Below are 17,877 nucleotides of genomic sequence, written 5' to 3'. Positions count from 1 at the left end.
CGGCCCATCAGTCCACTACGCACGTTCAAGCCCCGGGCGACCCGGCTGCGCCCAGGAAGTGACCGAGCTACGGGCGGCGGCCGCACGACTCGCCGCCGTCGCGCGACCCCTGCCTCACGGCTGCCCGGGGCGGTGCCGGCGGCGATCACCGGGGTGCGGGAGCCGGGGTGTGTGGCCGGTGACGCCGGGGATCCCGCGACGGTTCTCGACCGTCCCGCGCCGAGCCGGTCAGGACGCTCGCGGCGGCAGAGCCGGGTGGCCGGTGGGGTGGATACCGATCGCGAAGCCGTAGGTGGTGTCCCCGGACCGGGGCAGCCGGTCGAACTCGTCGACGAGCTGGGCCATTCTGTCCCAGAACCGCGCGGCCCGGTCCCCGGAGATGCGCGCGTGGCGGATGAAGCCCCACAGCTGTCCGGCCTCGAAAGCCGCGGCGGGCTCGCGCGCCGCCACCTCGAAGTCGTCGAAGTCCCCGGAGACCGCCGCCTCGGCCACGGCCGGCTCCGCCGCGACGAAGAACATGCGTGCGGTGCGGCCGTAGAACCGTTCCGCAACGGCTCGGACCCGCCGCGTGCGCACCACCCGGAGCAGGCCGTTGCCGGCGAGCACCTGCACGTGGTGCGCGACGGTGCTCTTGGGCTTGACCGAGGGCGTGTGGAGCGTCGCCGAGGACCTGCGCCGGGCGGGCCACATGGTGCACCCCCCGGATCTGTTCGGGGGCGGACCTTCGCCGGCCTCGAGGAAGGTTTCGCCTTCGCTCGCCACGCCGGGTTCGAACAGCTGCGGGAGCGTGGGATCGCCGAGGCGGAGGCGCTGGGACCGGAACTCGGGTACGCCGGGTTCTCGTTCGGTGTCACCATCGCCCAGCGGCTCGCGCAGACCCGCCCTGGAGCACGCGGCGCGGTGCTCATCGACTCCTCACTCCCCGCGTACGACCCCGAGGCAGCCGGGGTACTCCTGGATCGCGGGCGCTCTTTCCTCGCCTCGGTGTGACTCCCGCCAGGCGGACGGGGCCGGGTCCGCCGACCTCCACCACCGCGCGTCCGGCGAGCGGGGCGGTGGGAGAATCGGGCGCGTGACGGCGAGTACCAGTGACATCGACAAGGCGGCCGGCCTGCTGCGTGCCGGGCGCCTGGTGGCCTTCCCGACCGAGACGGTCTACGGCCTGGGCGCCAACGCCGAGGACGCGGCCGCCGTCGCACGGGTGTACCGGGCCAAGGGGCGCCCGTCGTCGCATCCGTTGATCGTTCACCTCGGCGGTGCGGGGCAGCTGGGGGACTGGGTCGAGGACGTGCCCGCGACGGCGCGCCTGCTGGCCGAGCGGTTCTGGCCGGGGCCGCTGACACTGGTGCTGCGCCGGGCCCGCCGGGTGCCGCTGGAGGCGACCGGTGGTCTGGAGACCGTGGCGGTGCGCGTGCCCGATCACCCCGTCGCGCTGGCGTTGCTGGCGGCGTTCGGTGGCGGTGTCGTGGCGCCGTCGGCGAACCGGTTCGGCTCCGTCAGCCCCACGACGGCCGGCCACGTGCGGACCGAGCTCGGCGACGCCGTCGACTTCGTGCTCGACGGCGGCCCCTGCCACGTCGGGGTGGAGTCGACGATCGTCGACGTCACCGGTGACGAGCCGAGTGTCCTGCGACCGGGCGGGGTGACCCGCGAGGACCTCGAAGCCGTGCTGGAGCGCCCGCTCGCGGTTCCCGCGACCAGCCACATCCGGGTGCCGGGCCAGCACCCGTCGCACTACGCGCCGCGGGCGCGGGTGGTGCTGGTCGAGCCGGAGAAGGTCGTCACCGAGGCGGAGCTGGCCGGCGAGCAGGGGCACAAGGTGGGCCTCCTGCTGCCCCCGGACGCGGGCGACGCCCCGGTGAACGCGCACGCGGTGGCGGAGGTCCCGGCTTCGATGGCCGCCTACGCGCGCAACCTCTACGGCTTCCTGCGGGAGCTGGACCAGCGGGGGTGCGACCTCATCATCGCGTCGCTCCCGCCGGAGGAGGGGCTCGGGCTCGCGATCGCCAACCGGCTGCGCCGCGCCGCCGGCCCCCGCACCGGCTGATCAGGACAGTCGCGAAGGCGCTCGACCGCAACGGTCCTTCCCAGGTTGGTGTGATCTGAAGTCAGCGAAGAGCGCGGTCCGGGTCATCGCCCGTGATGGGGAGCACGAGGTCGAGATCAGGCGGTCCCGGTTCCGGTGCACCGTTGCCCGCGTCGGTGACGCCGAGGCCGCCGCGGCGGTGATCGCGCGGGTGCGCAAGGCCGGGCCGGGTGCCAACCACCACTGCACGGCCCTCCGGACCGGCGACCCGGAGACCGGCGAGATGACCGTGCGCAGCAACGACGACGGCGAACCCGCCGGCACGGCGGGCGTTCCGATGCTCGAGGTGCTGGCGCGCCGCAACCTGACCGATGTCGTCGCCGTCGTGTCGCGGTGGTTCGGTGGGACCAAGCTCGGCGCGGGCGGGCTGGTCCGCGCGTACTCCGGTGCGCTGGCCGAAACCCTGGACGCCGTCGGGACGCTTCGCCGGGTTCGGCACCGCGAACTGCTGCTCGCCGTGCCGCACGACCTCGCCGGCCGTCTCGAGCACGACCTGCGCACCTCGCCCTACCGGCTGCTGGGCGCCGACTACGGGGCGGACGTCACGCTGACGGTCGCCGTCACCGAGGCCGGCCGCGATGCGTTCAGCGCGTGGCTCGCCGAGCGCTCCGGTGGCGCGGTCGAGGCCCTCGACGCGGGGACGCGGGACCTCTACCTGCCCTGAGCGGCGGCACACCGGTCAGCACGGTCCTGCCGCACGTGATCGAGGAGTTCCTTGCGCGGCCCGGCACGCGACCTCCCAGGCGGCCTCGATCATGGGGAAGATCTCGTCCACCGCAGCCTCCGGATCGGTGGCTTCGCGGCCGAGCGAGAAGGCGTCCACCACGAACCTCGCGACGGTCCGGCAGGCGATGGTGACCTGCGGCAGGCCGAGGTCCGCGGCGATGGCCACGGCCAGCGCCTCGGCGTGACGCAGCCGCATCGACTTCTCGTAGTCCCGCAGCGCGGGTGACTCGTCGATCATCCGCCAGAGCGGGCCGGCGCCGTCGCCGGTGCAGTGCCGCAGCAGCGCCTGGACCTCGCGGCGCAGTGCCGGCATGAGTGGCTCCTGCGGGGATCGGTGTGTCACCGCTCGCACGAGGCGCTGTTCGAAGTCGTCGTCCCGCTCGAAGACCAGGGCCTCTTTCGACGCGAAGTGGGCGAAGACCGTGGTCACGGCTACATCGGCCGCAGCGGCGACGTCACGGATCCCCACCGCGTCGTACCCGCGCTCCAGGAAGAGCCGCAGTGCGGTGTCGGCGATCTTCTGCCGGGTCGCGGCCTTCTTGCGCTCACGGCGTCCTGGGGGCGCTTCTGCCATGGGTGGACACTACCAGGTGCAAAATCCTATCCGTTGTTAAATGCTAACCGTTAGTGTTACGGTCGCCGGTATGAAGAAGGTGGTCTTCGCCGAGTACGGCGGTCCCGAAGTCCTGCAGCTCGTCGACGCCGAGGAGCCGCACGCGGGGCCTGGTCAGGTGCGCATCGCGGTGCGGGCCGCCGGTGTGAACGCCCACGACTGGAGGGTGCGCGAGGGCCAGTTCCGGGACTCGCGCCCGATCGCGTTGCCTTCCGGGGTGGGGCTCGACGCGTCGGGGGTGGTGGACGAGATAGGTGCGGGCGTGGCCGGGGTCGAGATCGGGGACCCTGTGTTGGGCGAAGGGTCGGACACCTATGCGGAGTTCGCGGTGCTGTCCGCGTGGGCTCCGATGCCCGGGGGCCTGACGTTTCCGGAGGCGGCCGGCTACGCCTCGGTGGTGGAGTCCGCGCTGCGCATCATCGGGCTGGCCGGGGTGGAGCCTGGGCAGACGCTGCTGGTGAGCGGCGCGGCCGGGGGAGTCGGATCGGTGGTGTTGCAGATCGCCCGGGAGCGTGGCATCACCGTCATCGGCACCGCCGGGCCGTCCAATCAGGACTACGTGCGCAGCCTGGGCGCGTTCGCCACCACCTACGGCGACGGCTGGGTCGGGCGGGTGCGACAGCTCGGCGAGGTCGACGCCGCTCTCGACCTGGCCGGCTCCGGGGTGATCCGCGAGCTCGTCGAGCTGACCGGGGACCCCCGGCGGGTGGTCTCCATCGCCGACCTCAGCGCGCCCGAGCACGGTGCCCGGTTCTCCGGAACGGCCGGGAGCGTGCAGGACGCGCTCGACGAGGTTGCCGGCCTCATCGCGGCGGGGAAGCTGCGCCTGCCGGTCGAGAAGACCTACGCGCTCACGGAAGCTGCGGCCGCGCACGCCGACAGCCAAGCCGGCCACACGCGCGGGCGCCGGGTCATCGTCCTGTGATGTCTGAAAGCGTCGCCGTTGCGGTCAAGCGCGAGGCGCGGCGCCCGCCGGCCGCCGCGGTCACGCTCGCGTGCGTGCTCCCAACCGTGACGTCATGGTGAGGGAGCCGCACGTTCGACTCCTGCAGGGGTACGCATCCGTGCACCGTCGCGGCGGGGCCCGCGGCTCGACCGGGAGAGCATCCGCACGGTACAGCGCGCGGGGCCCGGCGGCCACCCGGAACTCATGACTCCGGGGAGCCTGGATCGACACCAGGACGCGCGACCACCGGCCCCGACCGGCTTGGCCCACGCCGCGGCGGCCTGCGCAGCCGTCCGGCACCCCGGCGCGTTCATTTCGGTTCCTTGACGAGCGTCATCGCTGCGATATTCTGGCCCTGACGTCCGCGAAGGGAGTTCCGGGTGAGCGGCTTCCGGCTCAGTGGCGAGCAGCGTGAGTACGTGCGCTGGGTGCGCGAAGCCGCGAGTGGGCTTCCCGCGCCAGTGCCCGGCCGGGTGGACCGCGCCCTGGTGCAGGCCCTGGGGGAGCGCGGCCTGCTGCGGGGCCTGTTCGGGCCGGGCGACCCGCCGTCCGGTGCCGCGGCCCTGCGGTTGTGCCTGCTGCGCGAGACGATCGCCCAGATCAGCACCGAGGCGGAGACCGCGCTCGCGCTGCAGGGGCTGGGCAGCTACCCGATCCTGCAGTCCGGCTCACCCGAACTGGTCAGCCGCTGGATCCCCGCGGTGATCTCCGGGGAGGCGGTCGCCGCGTTCGCCCTGACCGAGGCGGGCGCCGGATCGGACGCCGCGGCGCTTCAGCTGCGCGCCGAACGCGACGGCGACGGCTGGGTGCTGACCGGCGAGAAGCTGTGGATCTCCAACGCCCCCGACGCCGACATCTACACCGTCTTCGCGCGCACCACGCCCGACGCCGGCGCGCGCGGCGTCACCGCGTTCGCCGTCCCGGGGACGAGCCCGGGGTTGTCCGGGGAACCGCTCGACATGCTGTCCCCGCACCCGATCGGCCGCCTGGTGTTCGACGGGGTGCGGGTCGGCGCGGGCGCGGTGCTGGGCGAGGTCGACCGCGGGTTCACCGTCGCCATGCGCACGCTGGACCTGTTCCGGCCCAGCGTCGGCGCCTTCGCGGTCGGGATGGCCCAGGCCGCGCTCGACGCGACGCTGACCCACGTCCGGGAACGCCGGGTGTACGGGGCGCCGCTGGCGAACCAGCAGTCCGTGGCGCACCGCGTCGCCGAGATGGCGACGGAGCTGGAGGCGGCCCGGCTGCTCGTCTACGCCGCGGCCGCGGCCTACGACGACGGCGCCGGACCGGACGAGCAGCCGCGGCGGTCGGCGATGGCGAAGCTGTACGCCACCGAAGCCGCGCAGCGGATCGTCGACGGGTGCGTCCAGCTGCACGGCGCGGCGGCCCTGCGGCGGGGACATCCGCTGGAACACCTCTACCGCGACGTGCGGGCGCTGCGCATCTACGAAGGCGCCTCCGAAGTCCAGCGTTCCCTCATCGCCCGCAACCTGATCGGCAGGGAGTACACCCGATGACCTACCGCTTCCACGCCTCCCCGCGGCTGACCGAGCACTGGCGGCACTTCCGGTTCGCCAAGGACGGCGGCGTGGCCACCGTGACCCTGGACCGGCCGGAGAAACTCAACCCGCTGACCTTCGAAAGCTACGCCGACCTGCGCGACCTGCTCGCCGAGCTGCCGCACCACCAGGACGTGCGCGCGCTGGTCATCCGCGGCGAGGGCAAGGGGTTCTGCGGTGGCGGCGACGTCGACGAGATCATCGGCGAGCTGATCCGGATGGAGCCGCGCGACCTGATGCGGTTCACGAAGATGACCGGCGCGGTCATCCGGGCGATGCGGGAGTGCCCGATCCCGATCATCACCGCCATCCACGGCATCGCAGCCGGCGCGGGCGCGGTGGTGGCGCTGGCGTCGGACTTCCGGATCGTGAGCCGGTCCGGGCGCTTCGCCTTCCTGTTCACCAAGGTGGGCCTGTCCGGCGGCGACATGGGCGCGGCGTACCTGCTGCCGCGCGTGGTCGGGCTCGGGCGGGCCACCGAGCTGCTGATGCTCGGCGACACGATCGACGCCGAGACCGCCGGCCGGTACGGCCTGGTGTCGCGGCTGGTGGCCGACGACGAGCTGGACACCGTGGTCGCCGACCTGGCCCGCCGGCTCGCCGACGGCCCGACGCTCGCGCTCGCGCAGACGAAGTCGTTGCTCACGGCCGAACTGGACATGTCCATGCCGGCGTCGATGGAACTGGACGCGATGACCCAGGCCCTGCTCATGACCACGCGCGACCACGCCGAGTTCCACGCCGCGTTCACCGAACGCCGCGCCCCGCGCTGGGAGGGCCGTTGACCGCGCGGGTCGCGCTGGTGACCGGCGCCGGCCGCGGCATCGGCCGCGCGATCGCCCGCCGGCTCAGCGGCGAGGGCCTGCGCGTGGCCCTGGTGGCCCGCGACCGCGACCAGCTCGCCCGCACGGCGAGCGGCTGCGCCGGAGCGACGATGGTGCTCCCCGCCGACGTCACCGAACCGGAGGCGGCCGAGCACGTGCACGCCGAGATCGAACGGACGTGGGGGCCGGTCGAGGTCCTCGTCGCCGGCGCCGGGGCCGGCCATTCGGCGCGGCTGGAACGCACGACCGACGCGGACTGGCAGCGCATGCTCGACCTGAACCTGACCGCGCCGTTCCGCTTCGTGCGGCGCGCGGTACCGGCCATGCGGGACGCCGGCTGGGGGCGGATCGTGGTGGTGGCGTCCAGCGCCGCGCACATCGGTGAGCCCTACATCGCGGCCTACACCGCGAGCAAGCACGGGGTGCTGGGCCTGGTCCGGTCCGCGGCCGCGGAGCTGGCGCGCACCGGCGTGACCGTCAACGCGGTGTGTCCCGGCTACGTGGACACCCCGATGACGGAGGCGACGATCGCGAACATCGTGGCGTCCTCGGGGCGCAGCCCGGAACAGGCCCGGGAGGCGCTGGAACGCAAGCAGCCGATCGGCCGGCTGATCACGCCCGCCGAGGTGGCCGACGCGGTGTGGTTCTGCGTCGCCAGCAGCGCGGTGACCGGGCAGGCGATCAATGTGGACGGAGGTGCCGTGCAGTGAGCGTCGAACGCGTCAACCCGCCGGAACTGGCGCCGCCACGGGGTTTCTCGCACGCGGTCGTCGGCACCGGGACGACGGTCTTCCTGGCCGGGCAGACCGCGTTGGACCGAAGTGGACGGATCGTCGGCGGGGACATCGTGGCGCAGTTCGAGCAGGCCCTGTCCAACCTGCTCACCGCACTGCGGGCGGCGGGCGGCGAGCCGGGGCAGCTGGCGAGCCTGACCGTGTACGTCACCGACATGGACGACTACCGGGCCCACGCCGGGGAGATCGGCCGGGTGTGGCGACGCCTGGCAGGCCGGGACTACCCGGCGATGGCGGGCATCGGCGTGGCCCGGCTGTGGGATGCCGAGGCGCTGGTCGAGGTGCAGGGGTTCGCCGTGGTGTGACCGCCTGGGCTTCGCCAAGCAGCGGGAACACCGCTTCGAGCCAGGACTTCGGCTCCGAGCCTGCTGAGCACGCTCTGGGACGTTCCCGGGGTGGCCTGTCGACCGGACTGCACCTGGCCTGCATCGCCGCCCGGCAGCGGCGTGGCAGCCGTGGATGCCGTTGCGCAGGATCGTCCAGTCCGTACGGCCGGCGTATCCCGATGGCCTGCGACGTCCGGGAGGTCCTGGACCGCATCGGCGACACATGGACGGTGCCGGCCCGCGTCGAGTACGCGCTGACTCCCACCGGCCACAGCCTCACGTTCGTGCTGAAAGCCGTCGCCGACTGGGCGGCGGAGCACCGCCACACCGTGATCGAGTCTCGCGCCCGCTGGGACCGCGGGACGGCAGCGCCTGGTCCCGGCGTGGCTTGACTACCGCGCGAGCAGGGGTTCGACGTGGTCGTGCGCGGGCCCGGCGAGCCGGCGCCGTAACTCGAAGAACACCTCCGCCGCGCGGAGGCCGATCCAGCCGGCCGGGAGCACCTCCAGGGGGAGCCCGGGTTCGAGGTAGGGCAGCCGCCGCCAGTCGGTGAGCGCGTGGACGTAGTCGGCGAACGCTTCCGCGCCGTCGATGCGGCGCCGTCGCCGGTAGCGCGCGAGCACCGGCTCGTGGCGGCTCAGGAACGTGTCGTACAGCTCGTGCAGGCGCTGGAGGTCCCACCAGTCCCGCACCCGCTCCGCGGTCGCGGCGAAACCCAGGTGGTCGGCGTGGAACAGCTCGACGTAGGGATCCAGGCCCTGGCGCAGGAGCGCCTCCCGCGTCTCGCCGAGCAGGTGCGCCGGGGCGATCCACACCCCCGACGACACCGTGCCGAACCCGAGCCAGGACAGCCGGGAGCGCAGCTGGTGCCGTTTGTCGCGTTCGGACTCCGGCACGCTGAACACCGCCATCAGCCAGCCCTCACCGGCATCGGCCCGGCGGCGCTCGAAGATGCGGCGGTCGCCCTCGTCGAGGATCTCGCGGGCGGTGGCGGACAGTTCGTACCCGGCGGCCCCGCCGACCTTCGCCGCCGTCAGCAGCCCGCGCCGCTTGAGCCGGAAGACCGCGGACCGCACGGCCGGCTCGTCCACCCCGCAGTGCGCCAGCAGCTGGATCAGCGCGGCGACGCTCATCCAGCCGCCCGCCTCCCGGGCGTAGAGACCGTAGACGGTGACGATCAGCGCCCGCGGCTGCTGCCCACGCCCGTTGTTCTCGTCCGCACCGGTGGCCACGGCAGTCACTCTAACCCGCCGCGCGGTGGCGTCCCCGGCTACATCATTTCTATCGCCGTCTTGACTACCGTCACGAAAAGAGAATGATTGGGGCATGACCTTCCCGGGTTCCGCGCACGCCGACACGTTCTGCCGGGACAACCTGCCGCCCCGGCACTCCTGGCCGGAGTTCCTGGAGGAACTGCCCGAGCTGCGGTATCCGCCGCGGCTCAACTGCGGCGTCGAACTCCTCGACGCGGTCATCGAGCGGCTCGGGCCGGACCGCCCGTGCCTGCTCACCCCGGACGGCGAAACCTGGACCTACGGCCAGTTGCGGGACCGGGTCGATCGCCTCGCCTGGGTGCTCACCGAACAGCTCGGCGTGGTTCCCGGGCAGCGGGTCCTGCTGCGCGGCCCGAACACCCCGGCGCTGGCCGCCTGCTGGCTCGCGGTGATGAAGGCCGGCGCCGTCGCGGTGGCGACGATGCCCCTGCTGCGGGCCGGGGAGCTGACCGCGATCGCCCGGATCGCCGCGGTCAACCTCGCGCTGTGCGACGCGCGGTTCGACGGCGAACTCGTGGCGGCCGACCTGGCCGGCGCGCCGGTGGTCCGGTACGGCGGAGGCGATCCGGACGACCTGATGGCCCGCGCGCGGGCGGCGCCGGGCGGGTTCACCGCGGTCGACACCGCGGCCGACGACGTCGCGCTGCTGGCGTTCACGTCGGGCACCACGGGGCGGCCGAAGGCGACCATGCACTTCCACCGGGACGTCCTGGCGATCACCGACACCTTCTCCCGGCACGTCCTGCGGCCGCGCCCGGACGACGTCTTCACCGGCACCCCGCCGCTGGCGTTCACCTTCGGTCTCGGCGGCCTGCTGGTGTTCCCGCTGCGCGCCGGCGCGGCCACGCTCCTGATCGAGAAGGCGACCCCGGACGAGCTGGCCGACGCCATCGAGGCCCACGACGTCTCCGTGTGCTTCACCGCCCCCACCGCCTACCGCGCCATGCTCCGCTCGAACCGGGTCCGCGCGCTGGGCAAGCTGCGGCGGGCGGTGTCGGCGGGGGAGCACCTGCCGGAGGCGACGTGGCGCGCGGTGCACGAGGCGACCGGCCTGCGCCTGATCGACGGCATCGGCGCGACCGAGATGCTGCACATCTTCGTCTCCGCCGCCGACGACGACATCCGGCCCGGCGCCACCGGCCGCGCCGTGCCCGGATACCGGGCGGCCGTGCTCGGCGAAGACGGCAAGCCGCTGCCGCCGGGGACGCCGGGGCGGCTGGCGGTGAAGGGGCCGACCGGCTGCCGGTACCTGGCCGACGACCGCCAGGCCGCCTACGTCCAGGACGGCTGGAACATCACCGGCGACACCTTCGTCGCCGACGAGGACGGCTACCTCTACTTCGTGGCCCGCAACGACGACATGATCGTCTCCTCCGGCTACAACATCGCCGGGCCGGAGGTCGAGGAGGCCCTGCTCGCGCACGAGGCCGTCCTCGAGTGCGGTGTGGTCGGCGTGCCCGACCCCGAACGCGGCCAGCTCGTCAAGGCCTTCGTCGTCCCGTCGCCCGGCGTCGAGGCGGACCAGGCCCTGGTGTCCGAGTTGCAGAACTTCGTGAAGGCGCGGATCGCGCCGTACAAGTATCCGCGCGCGGTCGAGTTCGTCTCCGATCTTCCGCGCAGCAACACCGGAAAGCTGCAGCGCTACAAGCTTCGCGAGCGCGATCACGCGGGGGAGCGGTGATGCGGATCGCGGTGATCGGCGGCGGGCCGGGCGGTCTGTACTTCGCGGCGCTGGCCAAACAGCTGGGCCCGGGCGACGAGATCGACGTGTGGGAACGCAACGCCGCCGACGACACGTTCGGGTTCGGCGTGGTGTTCTCGGACGAGACACTCGGGGGCATCGAGCACGCCGACGAGCAGGTCTACCGGCAGATGGCGCGGGAATTCGCCCGCTGGGACGACATCGACGTGCACTTCCGCGGCCAGGTGCTCACCAGCGGCGGCCACGGGTTCGCCGCGATGAGCCGCAAACGGCTGCTGCAGATCCTGCAGCAGCGGTGCGCCGGGCTGGGCGTGCGGCTGCACTTCGCCACGCCCGCCCCGGACGCCGACCGGCTCGCGGCCGAGTACGACCTCGTCGTCGCCGCGGACGGGGTGAACTCGGCGGTGCGCGCCCGCCACGCGGGCGTGTTCGGCCCGTCCCTGGACGACCGCTCGTGCCGCTACATGTGGCTGGGCACGGACAAGGTGTTCGACGCGTTCAAGTTCTACATCGAACAGACGCCGTACGGGGTCATGCAGATCCACGGCTACCCGTTCGACGCGCACGGCAGCACCTTCATCGTGGAGATGGCCGAACAGGTGTGGCAGCGGGCCGGGTTCGCCGCCTTCGCCGACCGCGAGTTCGCGCCGGGGGAGTCCGACGAGAAGTCGATCGAGCTGGTGCGGGAGCTGTTCGCCGGCGTGCTGGGCGGCGCCCGGCTGCTGGCGAACAACTCCCGGTGGATCACCTTCACCACGGTGCGCAACCAGCGGTGGCGCCACGGCAACGTCATCCTGCTCGGGGACGCCGCGCACACCGCGCACTTCTCGATCGGCTCGGGCACCAAGCTCGCGATGGAGGACGCGCTCGCGCTCGCCGCGTCCCTGCACGAGCAGCCGGACGTGGAGCGGGCGCTGATCGCCTACGAGGCGGAGCGCAAGCCGGTGGTCGAGTCGACCCAGCGCGCGGCGCAGGCCAGCCTGGAGTGGTTCGAGAACCTGGGCCAGTACGTGCACCAGGAGCCGGTGCAGTTCGCGTTCAACATCATGACCCGCAGCCGTCGCGTCACCTACGACAACCTCCGCGTCCGCGACCCCGGGTTCGTCGACCGCGCCGACCGCTGGTTCGCCGGGCACGAGCAGCGGCGCGGCCACGGCGACGGCAGCATGCGGCCGCCGATGTTCCAGCCGTTCCGGCTGCGCGGGCTGGAGCTGCGCAACCGCGTGGTGGTGTCCCCGATGGACATGTACCGGGCCTGCGACGGGATGCCCGGCGACTTCCACCTGGTGCACCTCGGCGGCAAGGCGCTCGGCGGCGCGGGCCTGGTGATGACCGAGATGGTGTGTGTGTCCGACATCGGCCGGATCACCCCGGGCTGCACCGGGATCTACACCGACGAGCAGGCGCGGGCGTGGCGGCGGATCACCGAGTTCGTGCACGCCGAGAGCACCGCGAAGATCGGCATCCAGATCGGGCACTCGGGGCGCAAGGGCTCCACCCGGCTGATGTGGGAGGGCATCGACCAGCCGCTGCCGGAGGGCAACTGGCCGGTCGTCGCCCCGTCGCCCCTGCCCTACCGGGAGGGCGTGAACCAGGTGCCGCGCGAACTCGATCCGGACGACCTCGCCGTGATCCGGCGCCAGTTCACCGACGCCGCGGCGCGGGCCGCCGACGCCGGGTTCGACCTGCTCGAACTGCACTGCGCGCACGGCTACCTGTTGTCGTCGTTCATCTCACCGCTGACCAACCACCGCACCGACGGCTACGGCGGGTCGCTGGAGGCGCGGCTGCGGTTCCCGCTCGAGGTGTTCCGGGCGATGCGGCGGGTGTGGCCGGCGGACCGGCCGATGAGTGTCCGGATCTCGGCCACGGACTGGTGCGACGACGGCATCACCGCCGAGGATTCGGTGGAGATCGCCCGCGCGTTCGCCGCGGCCGGGGCGGACGTCATCGACGTGTCCACCGGCCAGGTGGATCCCGCCGAGAAGCCCGCGTTCGGCCGGTCCTACCAGACGCCCTTCGCCGACCGCATCCGCAACGAAACCGGCATCGCGACCATGGCGGTCGGCGTCATCTCCTCCTACGACGACGTCAACTCGATCCTGCTCGCCGGCCGCGCGGACCTGTGCCTGCTGGGCCGCGCGCACCTGTACGACCCGAACTGGACGCTGCGCGCCGCCGCGGAGCAGGGGTATTCCGGTCCCGGGGCGGAGTGGCCGCTGCCGTGGCGGCCGGGGTCCCGGCGCCCGCAGACCGGCCGCACCGAAGGCCCCAAGCCCAGGCTGGAGCTGATCCGCCGCGGGGAGCCGGGGACCGCGCACCGCCGCTGGCGGCCGTAAAGAACATCGGAAACTAATTGAGTTACTGATACACTTCGCCGGTGCCTGCCGAACTGAGCGTCGCCGAGCTGACCGCCGTGTTCGAGGACTTCACCCGGATGGCCATCCGGCTCCCGGCCGGGCAGCGGCGGAGCTTCACGACGCTGTCCGTGCTCCACACGCTGGCCCGCCGCGGCCCGCGGCGACTCACCGAGCTGACGGCCAGCGAACAGGTCACGCAGTCGGCGATCACCCAGATCGTGACCAAGCTGGAGCGCGACGGGCTGGTGCGGCGCGAGCCGGACCCGTCGGACGGCCGCGGGGTCCTGGTGCGGATCACCGAGGCGGGGGCGGCGGTCGTGGACGGACGACGGGCCGAGCGCCAGGCGCGGCTCGCCGAACTCGCCGGCCGGCTCACCCCGGCGGAGCGCACGGCCATCGCGGCGGCGCTGCCCGCCCTGGCCCGCCTGGTCGAACTCGATCAGGGACGAACGGTGCAGTGACCGCAGGAGTGGACGATGACTGACTTCCCGCTGGTGCCGGAGCCGATCCACGTGCCCGAGGAGGTGCTCGACGACCTCCATCGGCGCCTGGAGCTGACCCGCTGGCCCGACGACGTCGGCAACGAGGACTGGTTCTACGGCGTGAACCGCGACTACCTGCGCGAGCTCGTCGGCTACTGGCGCACCGGATACGACTGGCGCCGCGCCGAAGCCGCGATCAACGCCTACGAGCACTACCGGGTCGATGTCGACGGCGTGCCGGTGCACTTCATGCGCAAACCCGGGGTGGGGCCCGATCCGGTGCCGCTGATCCTCACCCACGGCTGGCCGTGGACGTTCTGGCACTGGTCCAAGGTCGTCGGCCCGCTGGCCGATCCCGGCGCGCACGGCGGCGACCCGGCCGAGGCGTTCGACGTGATCGTCCCGTCGTTCCCCGGTTTCGGGTTCTCCTCGCCGCTGCCGCGCCACCCGGACATGAACTTCTGGAAGGTCGCCGACCTGTGGCACACGCTGATGACCGGCGTCCTCGGCTACGACAGGTATGCCGCCGCGGGTTGTGACGTCGGGGCGCTGGTCACCGGGCAGCTCGGCCACAAGTACGCCGGCGAGCTGTACGCCATCCACATCGGATCCGGCTTGCGGCTCGACCTGTTCACCGGCGACCGGGCGTGGGCCTTCGGCGGCGGAAAGCCCTTTCCCGCCGGGCTGCCCGCCGATGTCCACTCCGGACTGGTCGCGCTGGACCGGCGGTTCGCCGTGCACCTCGCCGCGCACATGCTGCACCCGAGCACGCTGGCCTACGGGCTGACCGACTCGCCGGCCGGGATGCTCGCCTGGATCCTCGAACGGTGGGTGAACTGGAGCGACAACGGCGGCGACATCGAGTCGGTGTTCAGCAAGGACGATCTGCTCACCCACGCGATGATCTTCTGGGTGACGAACTCGATCGGCACGTCGATCCGCACCTACGCCAACAACAACCGCTACCCGTGGACCCCCTCGCACGACCGCCGGCCGGTGGTCGAGGCGCCCACGGGCATCACCTTCGTCGGCTACGAGAACCCGCCCGGCGTCAGCACCGGGGACCGGGTCCGGCACTTCTTGGACAGCGACCGCGCCGCCTGGTACAACCACGTCAACCTGACCGCCCACGACGCCGGCGGGCACTTCATCCCCTGGGAGGTGCCGGACGCCTGGGTGGCGGACCTGAGGCGCACCTTCCGCGGCCGCCGCTAGGTCTGAAACTGACGGAGGTTGTTGACAGTCTGGGCTCTCGATCTAGGAAGGGAGCTCATGGCTGAGCGAGTGTGGAGCGAGAAGGACCTGGTCAGGGGCGCCAGGCCGGGTCGCGGCCGATGAAGGCCATCAGCTGGTCCTGCGGGGACGCGTCGGCGGGGACGGGGACCGCGGGGCCGTAGTGGCCGCTGTCGCGCAGGAGGTGTTCGATCGGCCGCATCGCGGCGAGCACGGTGGCGCAGCGGTCCTGGCCGAGGTCGGGTTCGCGGCCGAGTGCCTTGGCCAGGTCCCAGGTGTGCATCCACACGTCGGCGGTGTAGAACTGGTCGATCGCCTCGTCGACGGGCTTGTCGCCGGTGTGCGGGTTGCTGTGCACCCGTCCGCCGGGGTGGTCGAGGATGGCCTGGATGTCGGTGACGTGCTGCTTCCAGGCGGCGGCCGGCCCGGCGTCGACGTCCAGGGCCGGGAGGTCGATCCCGGCGCCGCGCAGGAACGCCCGGGACCACTCGACGAGGTGTTTGACGATGTCCAGCGCCGTCCACTCCGGAACCGGGCTGGGGCGGGCCCAGTCACCGGGGGAGGCGGACTCGACCAGTTCGGTGAAGCGGGCCGCGTCGTGTGCGTGCTGCTGGGCCGGGGTCATCTCAGGCTCCCCCGGCCAGCAGCTCGTCGAGCTTCTCGTAGCCCTCGCGGACGCCGACGTCCATGCCGCTGGACAGTATGCCGTCGCGGGTTTCGAAGTCCTCGACCACGCTCAGCACCCGCAGCCGGGTCCGGCCGCCGCCGAGCGCCTCGAAGGTGAGCGTCTCCAGCGCGACCCCGTCGGGTTCGCCTTCGTAGGTGAAGGTCCACACGATCCGCTCGTGCGGGCGCACCTCGTGGAAGCTGCCGTAGAACGAGGCGATCTCGGTGCCGTCCCGGTCGTTGGCGAAGGCCCATTCGCCGCCGGTGCGGGCGTCCCACCTGGTGATCCTCGTGGTCAGCGAGCGCGGCCCGACCCACCGCGCGTAGAGGTCGCGGTCGACGTGGGCGCGGAACACCTGCTCGGGTGGTGCGTCGAACTCGCGGATGATCTCGATGGTCGGCACCTTCTCGGCCGCCACGATCCGGGTTTCCTGCTGGGCGTGGTCATGATGCGTCCTCCTGGGTCTGGCCGGTGTCGCCGGTCAGGCGGGACAGCACGGCGTCCAGGCGCCGGTACCGCTCCTCGGCCTGGCGGCGGTAGCGCTCGATCCACTTCGTCATCAGGTCGAGCACCTCCGCGTCGAGGTGGACGGGCCGCCGCTGGGCGATCCGGCTGCGGGTCACCAGGCCGGCCTCCTCGAGCACCTTCACGTGCTTGGAGACCGCCTGGAGGCTCATGTCGTACGGCTCGGCCAGCTCCGCGGCGGTCGCGTCCGCGGCGGCCAGCCGGGCGACCAGGTCGCGCCGGGTCGGGTCGGCCAGGGCCGCGAACACGCGGTTGAGCCGCTCGGTCGTCTCGTCCACCCTGCTTCCTCAACTACTTGGTTGCGGACGACAGTAGAGCACCCGTCCCCAGGTTGTCAATCGACTGGTTGAGGAAGGCTGGACGGGTCACGAAAGAAAGTGATCGGTGCTATTCGAACACGCGGGCGGGTGATGGATTGCGGCGCTGATCGGTGATCACCGGGGGGAGCGTGGCGGTGTGAGGCTGGGCGCGAGGGGTGAAGATCCCTTGCTTCGCCCGTAACCTCGCGGGGCCCGCGAATCGGCCCGCGCGGGAGGCAGTAGCAGTGCTATTACCCAGCGGTAGAAACGCTGTTAGAGCTGCGGGAACAGCCGGTCCGCAAGATCGCACGCCACCCCCTCAAACTGTGTGGTCAGTCACCGTTTGGTGATATCTCCGTTGCGTGTTCGTAATCTGGCCGAGGCCTCGCGGAGACCGGAAATCCCCCGTTCCGTCTCGTGTGGCTCCCGCCGGCCTGGCCCCCGACAGGGTCGGCGTGGCTGAACGTCAAGCAAGGAGACCTCCCGTTCATGGGAAGCCATAATTTCAACAACCGTGCTCCCCGGAAGGCGGCCCTGTTTTCCCCGGACAGGTACCGCCCGCGGCACGCAGCCAAACCGAAGAACCTCGGCCGGATCGGCGCGCGCACGTCCGTTTCGGCGAGCCTGCTCATGATGTCCGTGGCCGGCTCCGCCAGCCCGCTCGCGATGGCGAGCGGCAGCGGCGAGGCCGCCCCGCCGGCGCCCGCCGCCGGTGCGACCCCGGTCGCCGGCACCGTGGCCGCCGTCCCGGTTCTCGGGCCGCCGTCGACGTGGGTGGTCACCACCCCGGCGCCGGTGCTGGACATCCCCGCCGCCATCGAGGTCGCGGCACCCGAGCCGGTCGCCGTGGAAACCCCGGTCGCGGAACCGGCTCCGGCCCCGCCGCCCGCGCCGGAGGTGTTCGACACCACCGGCGACCCGATCGCGGGCTGGATCAACGAGGCCATCCGCGTCATGCGGGCGCAGGGCGTGCCGGTCGACGGCGGCGACGTGCAGGCCATCCGCACGATCATCGACAAGGAGTCGAGCGGCAACCCGAACGCCGTCAACCGCTGGGACAGCAACTGGCGCGCCGGTCACCCCTCCAAGGGGCTGATGCAGTGCATCGACTCGACCTTCAACGCGCACAAGCTGCCCGGCCACGACGACATCTTCAACCCGGTGGACAACATCATCGCCGGGGTGCGCTACACGATCAGCCGCTACGGCGGTTTCGACGGCCACCCCGGGCTGAAGTCCATCCGGAAGGGCAGCGGCTACCGCGGCTACTGACGACGACGGGCGCCCGTCCACTTCGGACGGACGCCCGTGTGGTTAGCAGGGCTCGGGAACGGTCCGTCCACTGTGTACGCACGGTGGAGCCGGCGTGCCCACCTCGCCCGTTCGCCGGACGCCGCGTCCGCCCAGCCGCCGGAGCCACCCGTTCCGTAGCCGGGTCGTGAGTGCTAACGTGGTGTCCGT

Annotated in this window: 19 protein-coding genes; 13 read left to right on the top strand and 6 right to left on the bottom strand. The window is 72.4% G+C overall.

The window, feature by feature from the left end:
- Positions 1 to 228 precede the first annotated feature (228 nt).
- A complete protein-coding gene (locus tag D0D28_RS03610; RefSeq protein ID WP_198958078.1) occupies positions 229 to 690 on the bottom strand; it encodes a hypothetical protein in 462 nt (153 codons plus the stop codon).
- A gap of 382 nt (positions 691 to 1,072) precedes the next feature.
- Here D0D28_RS03610 and D0D28_RS03600 point away from each other — a divergent pair, with 382 nt between their 5' ends.
- Together D0D28_RS03600 and D0D28_RS03595 are read left to right on the top strand one after the other, a co-directional pair.
- Complete coding sequence (locus D0D28_RS03600; RefSeq protein WP_116109715.1) at positions 1,073 to 2,047, top strand: L-threonylcarbamoyladenylate synthase; 975 nt, start codon at positions 1,073 to 1,075, stop codon at positions 2,045 to 2,047.
- Positions 2,048 to 2,102: 55 nt separating this feature from the next.
- On the top strand, positions 2,103 to 2,750 hold the full coding sequence (locus D0D28_RS03595) for an IMPACT family protein (RefSeq protein ID WP_116109714.1): 648 nt from the start codon (positions 2,103 to 2,105) through the stop codon (positions 2,748 to 2,750).
- A gap of 15 nt (positions 2,751 to 2,765) precedes the next feature.
- Here the strand turns inward: D0D28_RS03595 and D0D28_RS03590 are convergent, their stop codons facing one another.
- Positions 2,766 to 3,386: a TetR/AcrR family transcriptional regulator gene (locus tag D0D28_RS03590; protein WP_094002694.1), complete on the bottom strand. Its 621-nt coding sequence runs from the start codon at positions 3,384 to 3,386 to the stop codon at positions 2,766 to 2,768.
- 70 nt (positions 3,387 to 3,456) lie between these two features.
- Here D0D28_RS03590 and D0D28_RS03585 point away from each other — a divergent pair, with 70 nt between their 5' ends.
- The 6 genes from D0D28_RS03585 (at position 3,457) to D0D28_RS03560 (ending at position 8,266) form a co-directional block, all read left to right on the top strand.
- The gene (locus D0D28_RS03585; RefSeq protein WP_116109713.1) at positions 3,457 to 4,350 is read left to right on the top strand and encodes an NADP-dependent oxidoreductase; all 894 of its coding nucleotides are present in this window, start codon (positions 3,457 to 3,459) and stop codon (positions 4,348 to 4,350) included.
- Between the two features lie 401 nt (positions 4,351 to 4,751).
- Positions 4,752 to 5,888, top strand: coding sequence for an acyl-CoA dehydrogenase family protein (locus D0D28_RS03580; RefSeq protein WP_116109712.1), 1,137 nt, complete (start codon positions 4,752 to 4,754; stop codon positions 5,886 to 5,888).
- Positions 5,885 to 6,715 (top strand): enoyl-CoA hydratase family protein, encoded by an 831-nt coding sequence (locus D0D28_RS03575; protein ID WP_116109711.1) that lies wholly within the window; start codon positions 5,885 to 5,887, stop codon positions 6,713 to 6,715. The genes D0D28_RS03580 and D0D28_RS03575 overlap by 4 nt, the downstream gene beginning before the upstream one ends.
- Entirely contained in the window at positions 6,712 to 7,464 is a 753-nt protein-coding gene (locus tag D0D28_RS03570) for an SDR family NAD(P)-dependent oxidoreductase (protein WP_116109710.1), read from the top strand. The genes D0D28_RS03575 and D0D28_RS03570 overlap by 4 nt, the downstream gene beginning before the upstream one ends.
- Positions 7,461 to 7,853 (top strand): RidA family protein, encoded by a 393-nt coding sequence (locus D0D28_RS03565; protein WP_094002699.1) that lies wholly within the window; start codon positions 7,461 to 7,463, stop codon positions 7,851 to 7,853. The genes D0D28_RS03570 and D0D28_RS03565 overlap by 4 nt, the downstream gene beginning before the upstream one ends.
- A 200-nt stretch (positions 7,854 to 8,053) precedes the next feature.
- Positions 8,054 to 8,266, top strand: coding sequence for a winged helix-turn-helix transcriptional regulator (locus D0D28_RS03560; RefSeq protein WP_115944147.1), 213 nt, complete (start codon positions 8,054 to 8,056; stop codon positions 8,264 to 8,266).
- Here the strand turns inward: D0D28_RS03560 and D0D28_RS03555 are convergent, their stop codons facing one another.
- A complete protein-coding gene (locus D0D28_RS03555) occupies positions 8,267 to 9,115 on the bottom strand; it encodes a PaaX family transcriptional regulator (RefSeq protein WP_240323079.1) in 849 nt (282 codons plus the stop codon).
- Between the two features lie 85 nt (positions 9,116 to 9,200).
- Between D0D28_RS03555 and D0D28_RS03550 the strand changes: the two genes are divergently transcribed.
- Genes D0D28_RS03550 through D0D28_RS03535 form a run of 4 tightly spaced genes read left to right on the top strand, consistent with a single transcriptional unit; the run spans position 9,201 to position 14,907 of the window.
- A complete protein-coding gene (locus D0D28_RS03550) occupies positions 9,201 to 10,829 on the top strand; it encodes an AMP-binding protein (protein WP_116109708.1) in 1,629 nt (542 codons plus the stop codon).
- Positions 10,829 to 13,189 (top strand): bifunctional salicylyl-CoA 5-hydroxylase/oxidoreductase, encoded by a 2,361-nt coding sequence (locus D0D28_RS03545; RefSeq protein ID WP_116109707.1) that lies wholly within the window; start codon positions 10,829 to 10,831, stop codon positions 13,187 to 13,189. Before D0D28_RS03550 ends, D0D28_RS03545 begins: the two co-directional genes overlap by 1 nt.
- 41 nt (positions 13,190 to 13,230) lie before the next feature.
- Positions 13,231 to 13,671, top strand: coding sequence for a MarR family transcriptional regulator (locus D0D28_RS03540; protein ID WP_198958079.1), 441 nt, complete (start codon positions 13,231 to 13,233; stop codon positions 13,669 to 13,671).
- Between the two features lie 15 nt (positions 13,672 to 13,686).
- Positions 13,687 to 14,907, top strand: a complete 1,221-nt coding sequence (locus tag D0D28_RS03535; RefSeq protein WP_116109706.1) for an epoxide hydrolase family protein — start codon at positions 13,687 to 13,689, stop codon at positions 14,905 to 14,907.
- Between the two features lie 91 nt (positions 14,908 to 14,998).
- On the opposite strand, the gene D0D28_RS03530 is transcribed toward D0D28_RS03535, so the two are convergent.
- From D0D28_RS03530 to D0D28_RS03520, 3 genes are read right to left on the bottom strand one after another with little or no spacing between them, the layout of a single operon-like run.
- Positions 14,999 to 15,550 (bottom strand): maleylpyruvate isomerase family mycothiol-dependent enzyme, encoded by a 552-nt coding sequence (locus tag D0D28_RS03530; protein ID WP_116109705.1) that lies wholly within the window; start codon positions 15,548 to 15,550, stop codon positions 14,999 to 15,001.
- 1 nt (position 15,551) lies between these two features.
- Entirely contained in the window at positions 15,552 to 16,010 is a 459-nt protein-coding gene (locus tag D0D28_RS03525) for an SRPBCC family protein (protein ID WP_240323078.1), read from the bottom strand.
- A gap of 25 nt (positions 16,011 to 16,035) precedes the next feature.
- Positions 16,036 to 16,395 carry an ArsR/SmtB family transcription factor gene (locus D0D28_RS03520; protein WP_116109703.1) on the bottom strand — a complete coding sequence of 120 codons (360 nt, stop codon included), beginning with the start codon at positions 16,393 to 16,395 and terminating at the stop codon, positions 16,036 to 16,038.
- Between the two features lie 510 nt (positions 16,396 to 16,905).
- Between D0D28_RS03520 and D0D28_RS03515 the strand changes: the two genes are divergently transcribed.
- On the top strand, positions 16,906 to 17,688 hold the full coding sequence (locus tag D0D28_RS03515; protein ID WP_240323077.1) for a transglycosylase SLT domain-containing protein: 783 nt from the start codon (positions 16,906 to 16,908) through the stop codon (positions 17,686 to 17,688).
- The last annotated feature ends 189 nt before the right edge of the window (positions 17,689 to 17,877 follow it).

The sequence above is a fragment of the Amycolatopsis ruanii genome (assembly GCF_003385175.1).
GTDB lineage: Bacteria > Actinomycetota > Actinomycetes > Mycobacteriales > Pseudonocardiaceae > Amycolatopsis_E > Amycolatopsis_E thermalba.
The sequence above is the reverse complement of the archived record's forward strand: the minus strand, read 5'-3'. Positions and strand labels throughout refer to the sequence as shown.

Excerpts from the sequence above, each read along its gene's own strand:
- D0D28_RS03610 (WP_198958078.1), bottom strand. The coding sequence starts at position 690 with ATGTGGCCCGCCCGGCGCAGGTCCTCGGCGACGCTCCACACGCCCTCG.
- D0D28_RS03590 (WP_094002694.1), bottom strand. The coding sequence starts at position 3,386 with ATGGCAGAAGCGCCCCCAGGACGCCGTGAGCGCAAGAAGGCCGCGACC.
- D0D28_RS03585 (WP_116109713.1), top strand. The coding sequence starts at position 3,457 with ATGAAGAAGGTGGTCTTCGCCGAGTACGGCGGTCCCGAAGTCCTGCAG.
- D0D28_RS03575 (WP_116109711.1), top strand. The coding sequence starts at position 5,885 with ATGACCTACCGCTTCCACGCCTCCCCGCGGCTGACCGAGCACTGGCGG.
- D0D28_RS03560 (WP_115944147.1), top strand. The coding sequence starts at position 8,054 with ATGGCCTGCGACGTCCGGGAGGTCCTGGACCGCATCGGCGACACATGG.
- D0D28_RS03550 (WP_116109708.1), top strand. The coding sequence starts at position 9,201 with ATGACCTTCCCGGGTTCCGCGCACGCCGACACGTTCTGCCGGGACAAC.
- D0D28_RS03545 (WP_116109707.1), top strand. The coding sequence starts at position 10,829 with ATGCGGATCGCGGTGATCGGCGGCGGGCCGGGCGGTCTGTACTTCGCG.
- D0D28_RS03535 (WP_116109706.1), top strand. The coding sequence starts at position 13,687 with ATGACTGACTTCCCGCTGGTGCCGGAGCCGATCCACGTGCCCGAGGAG.
- D0D28_RS03530 (WP_116109705.1), bottom strand. The coding sequence starts at position 15,550 with ATGACCCCGGCCCAGCAGCACGCACACGACGCGGCCCGCTTCACCGAA.
- D0D28_RS03515 (WP_240323077.1), top strand. The coding sequence starts at position 16,906 with ATGGGAAGCCATAATTTCAACAACCGTGCTCCCCGGAAGGCGGCCCTG.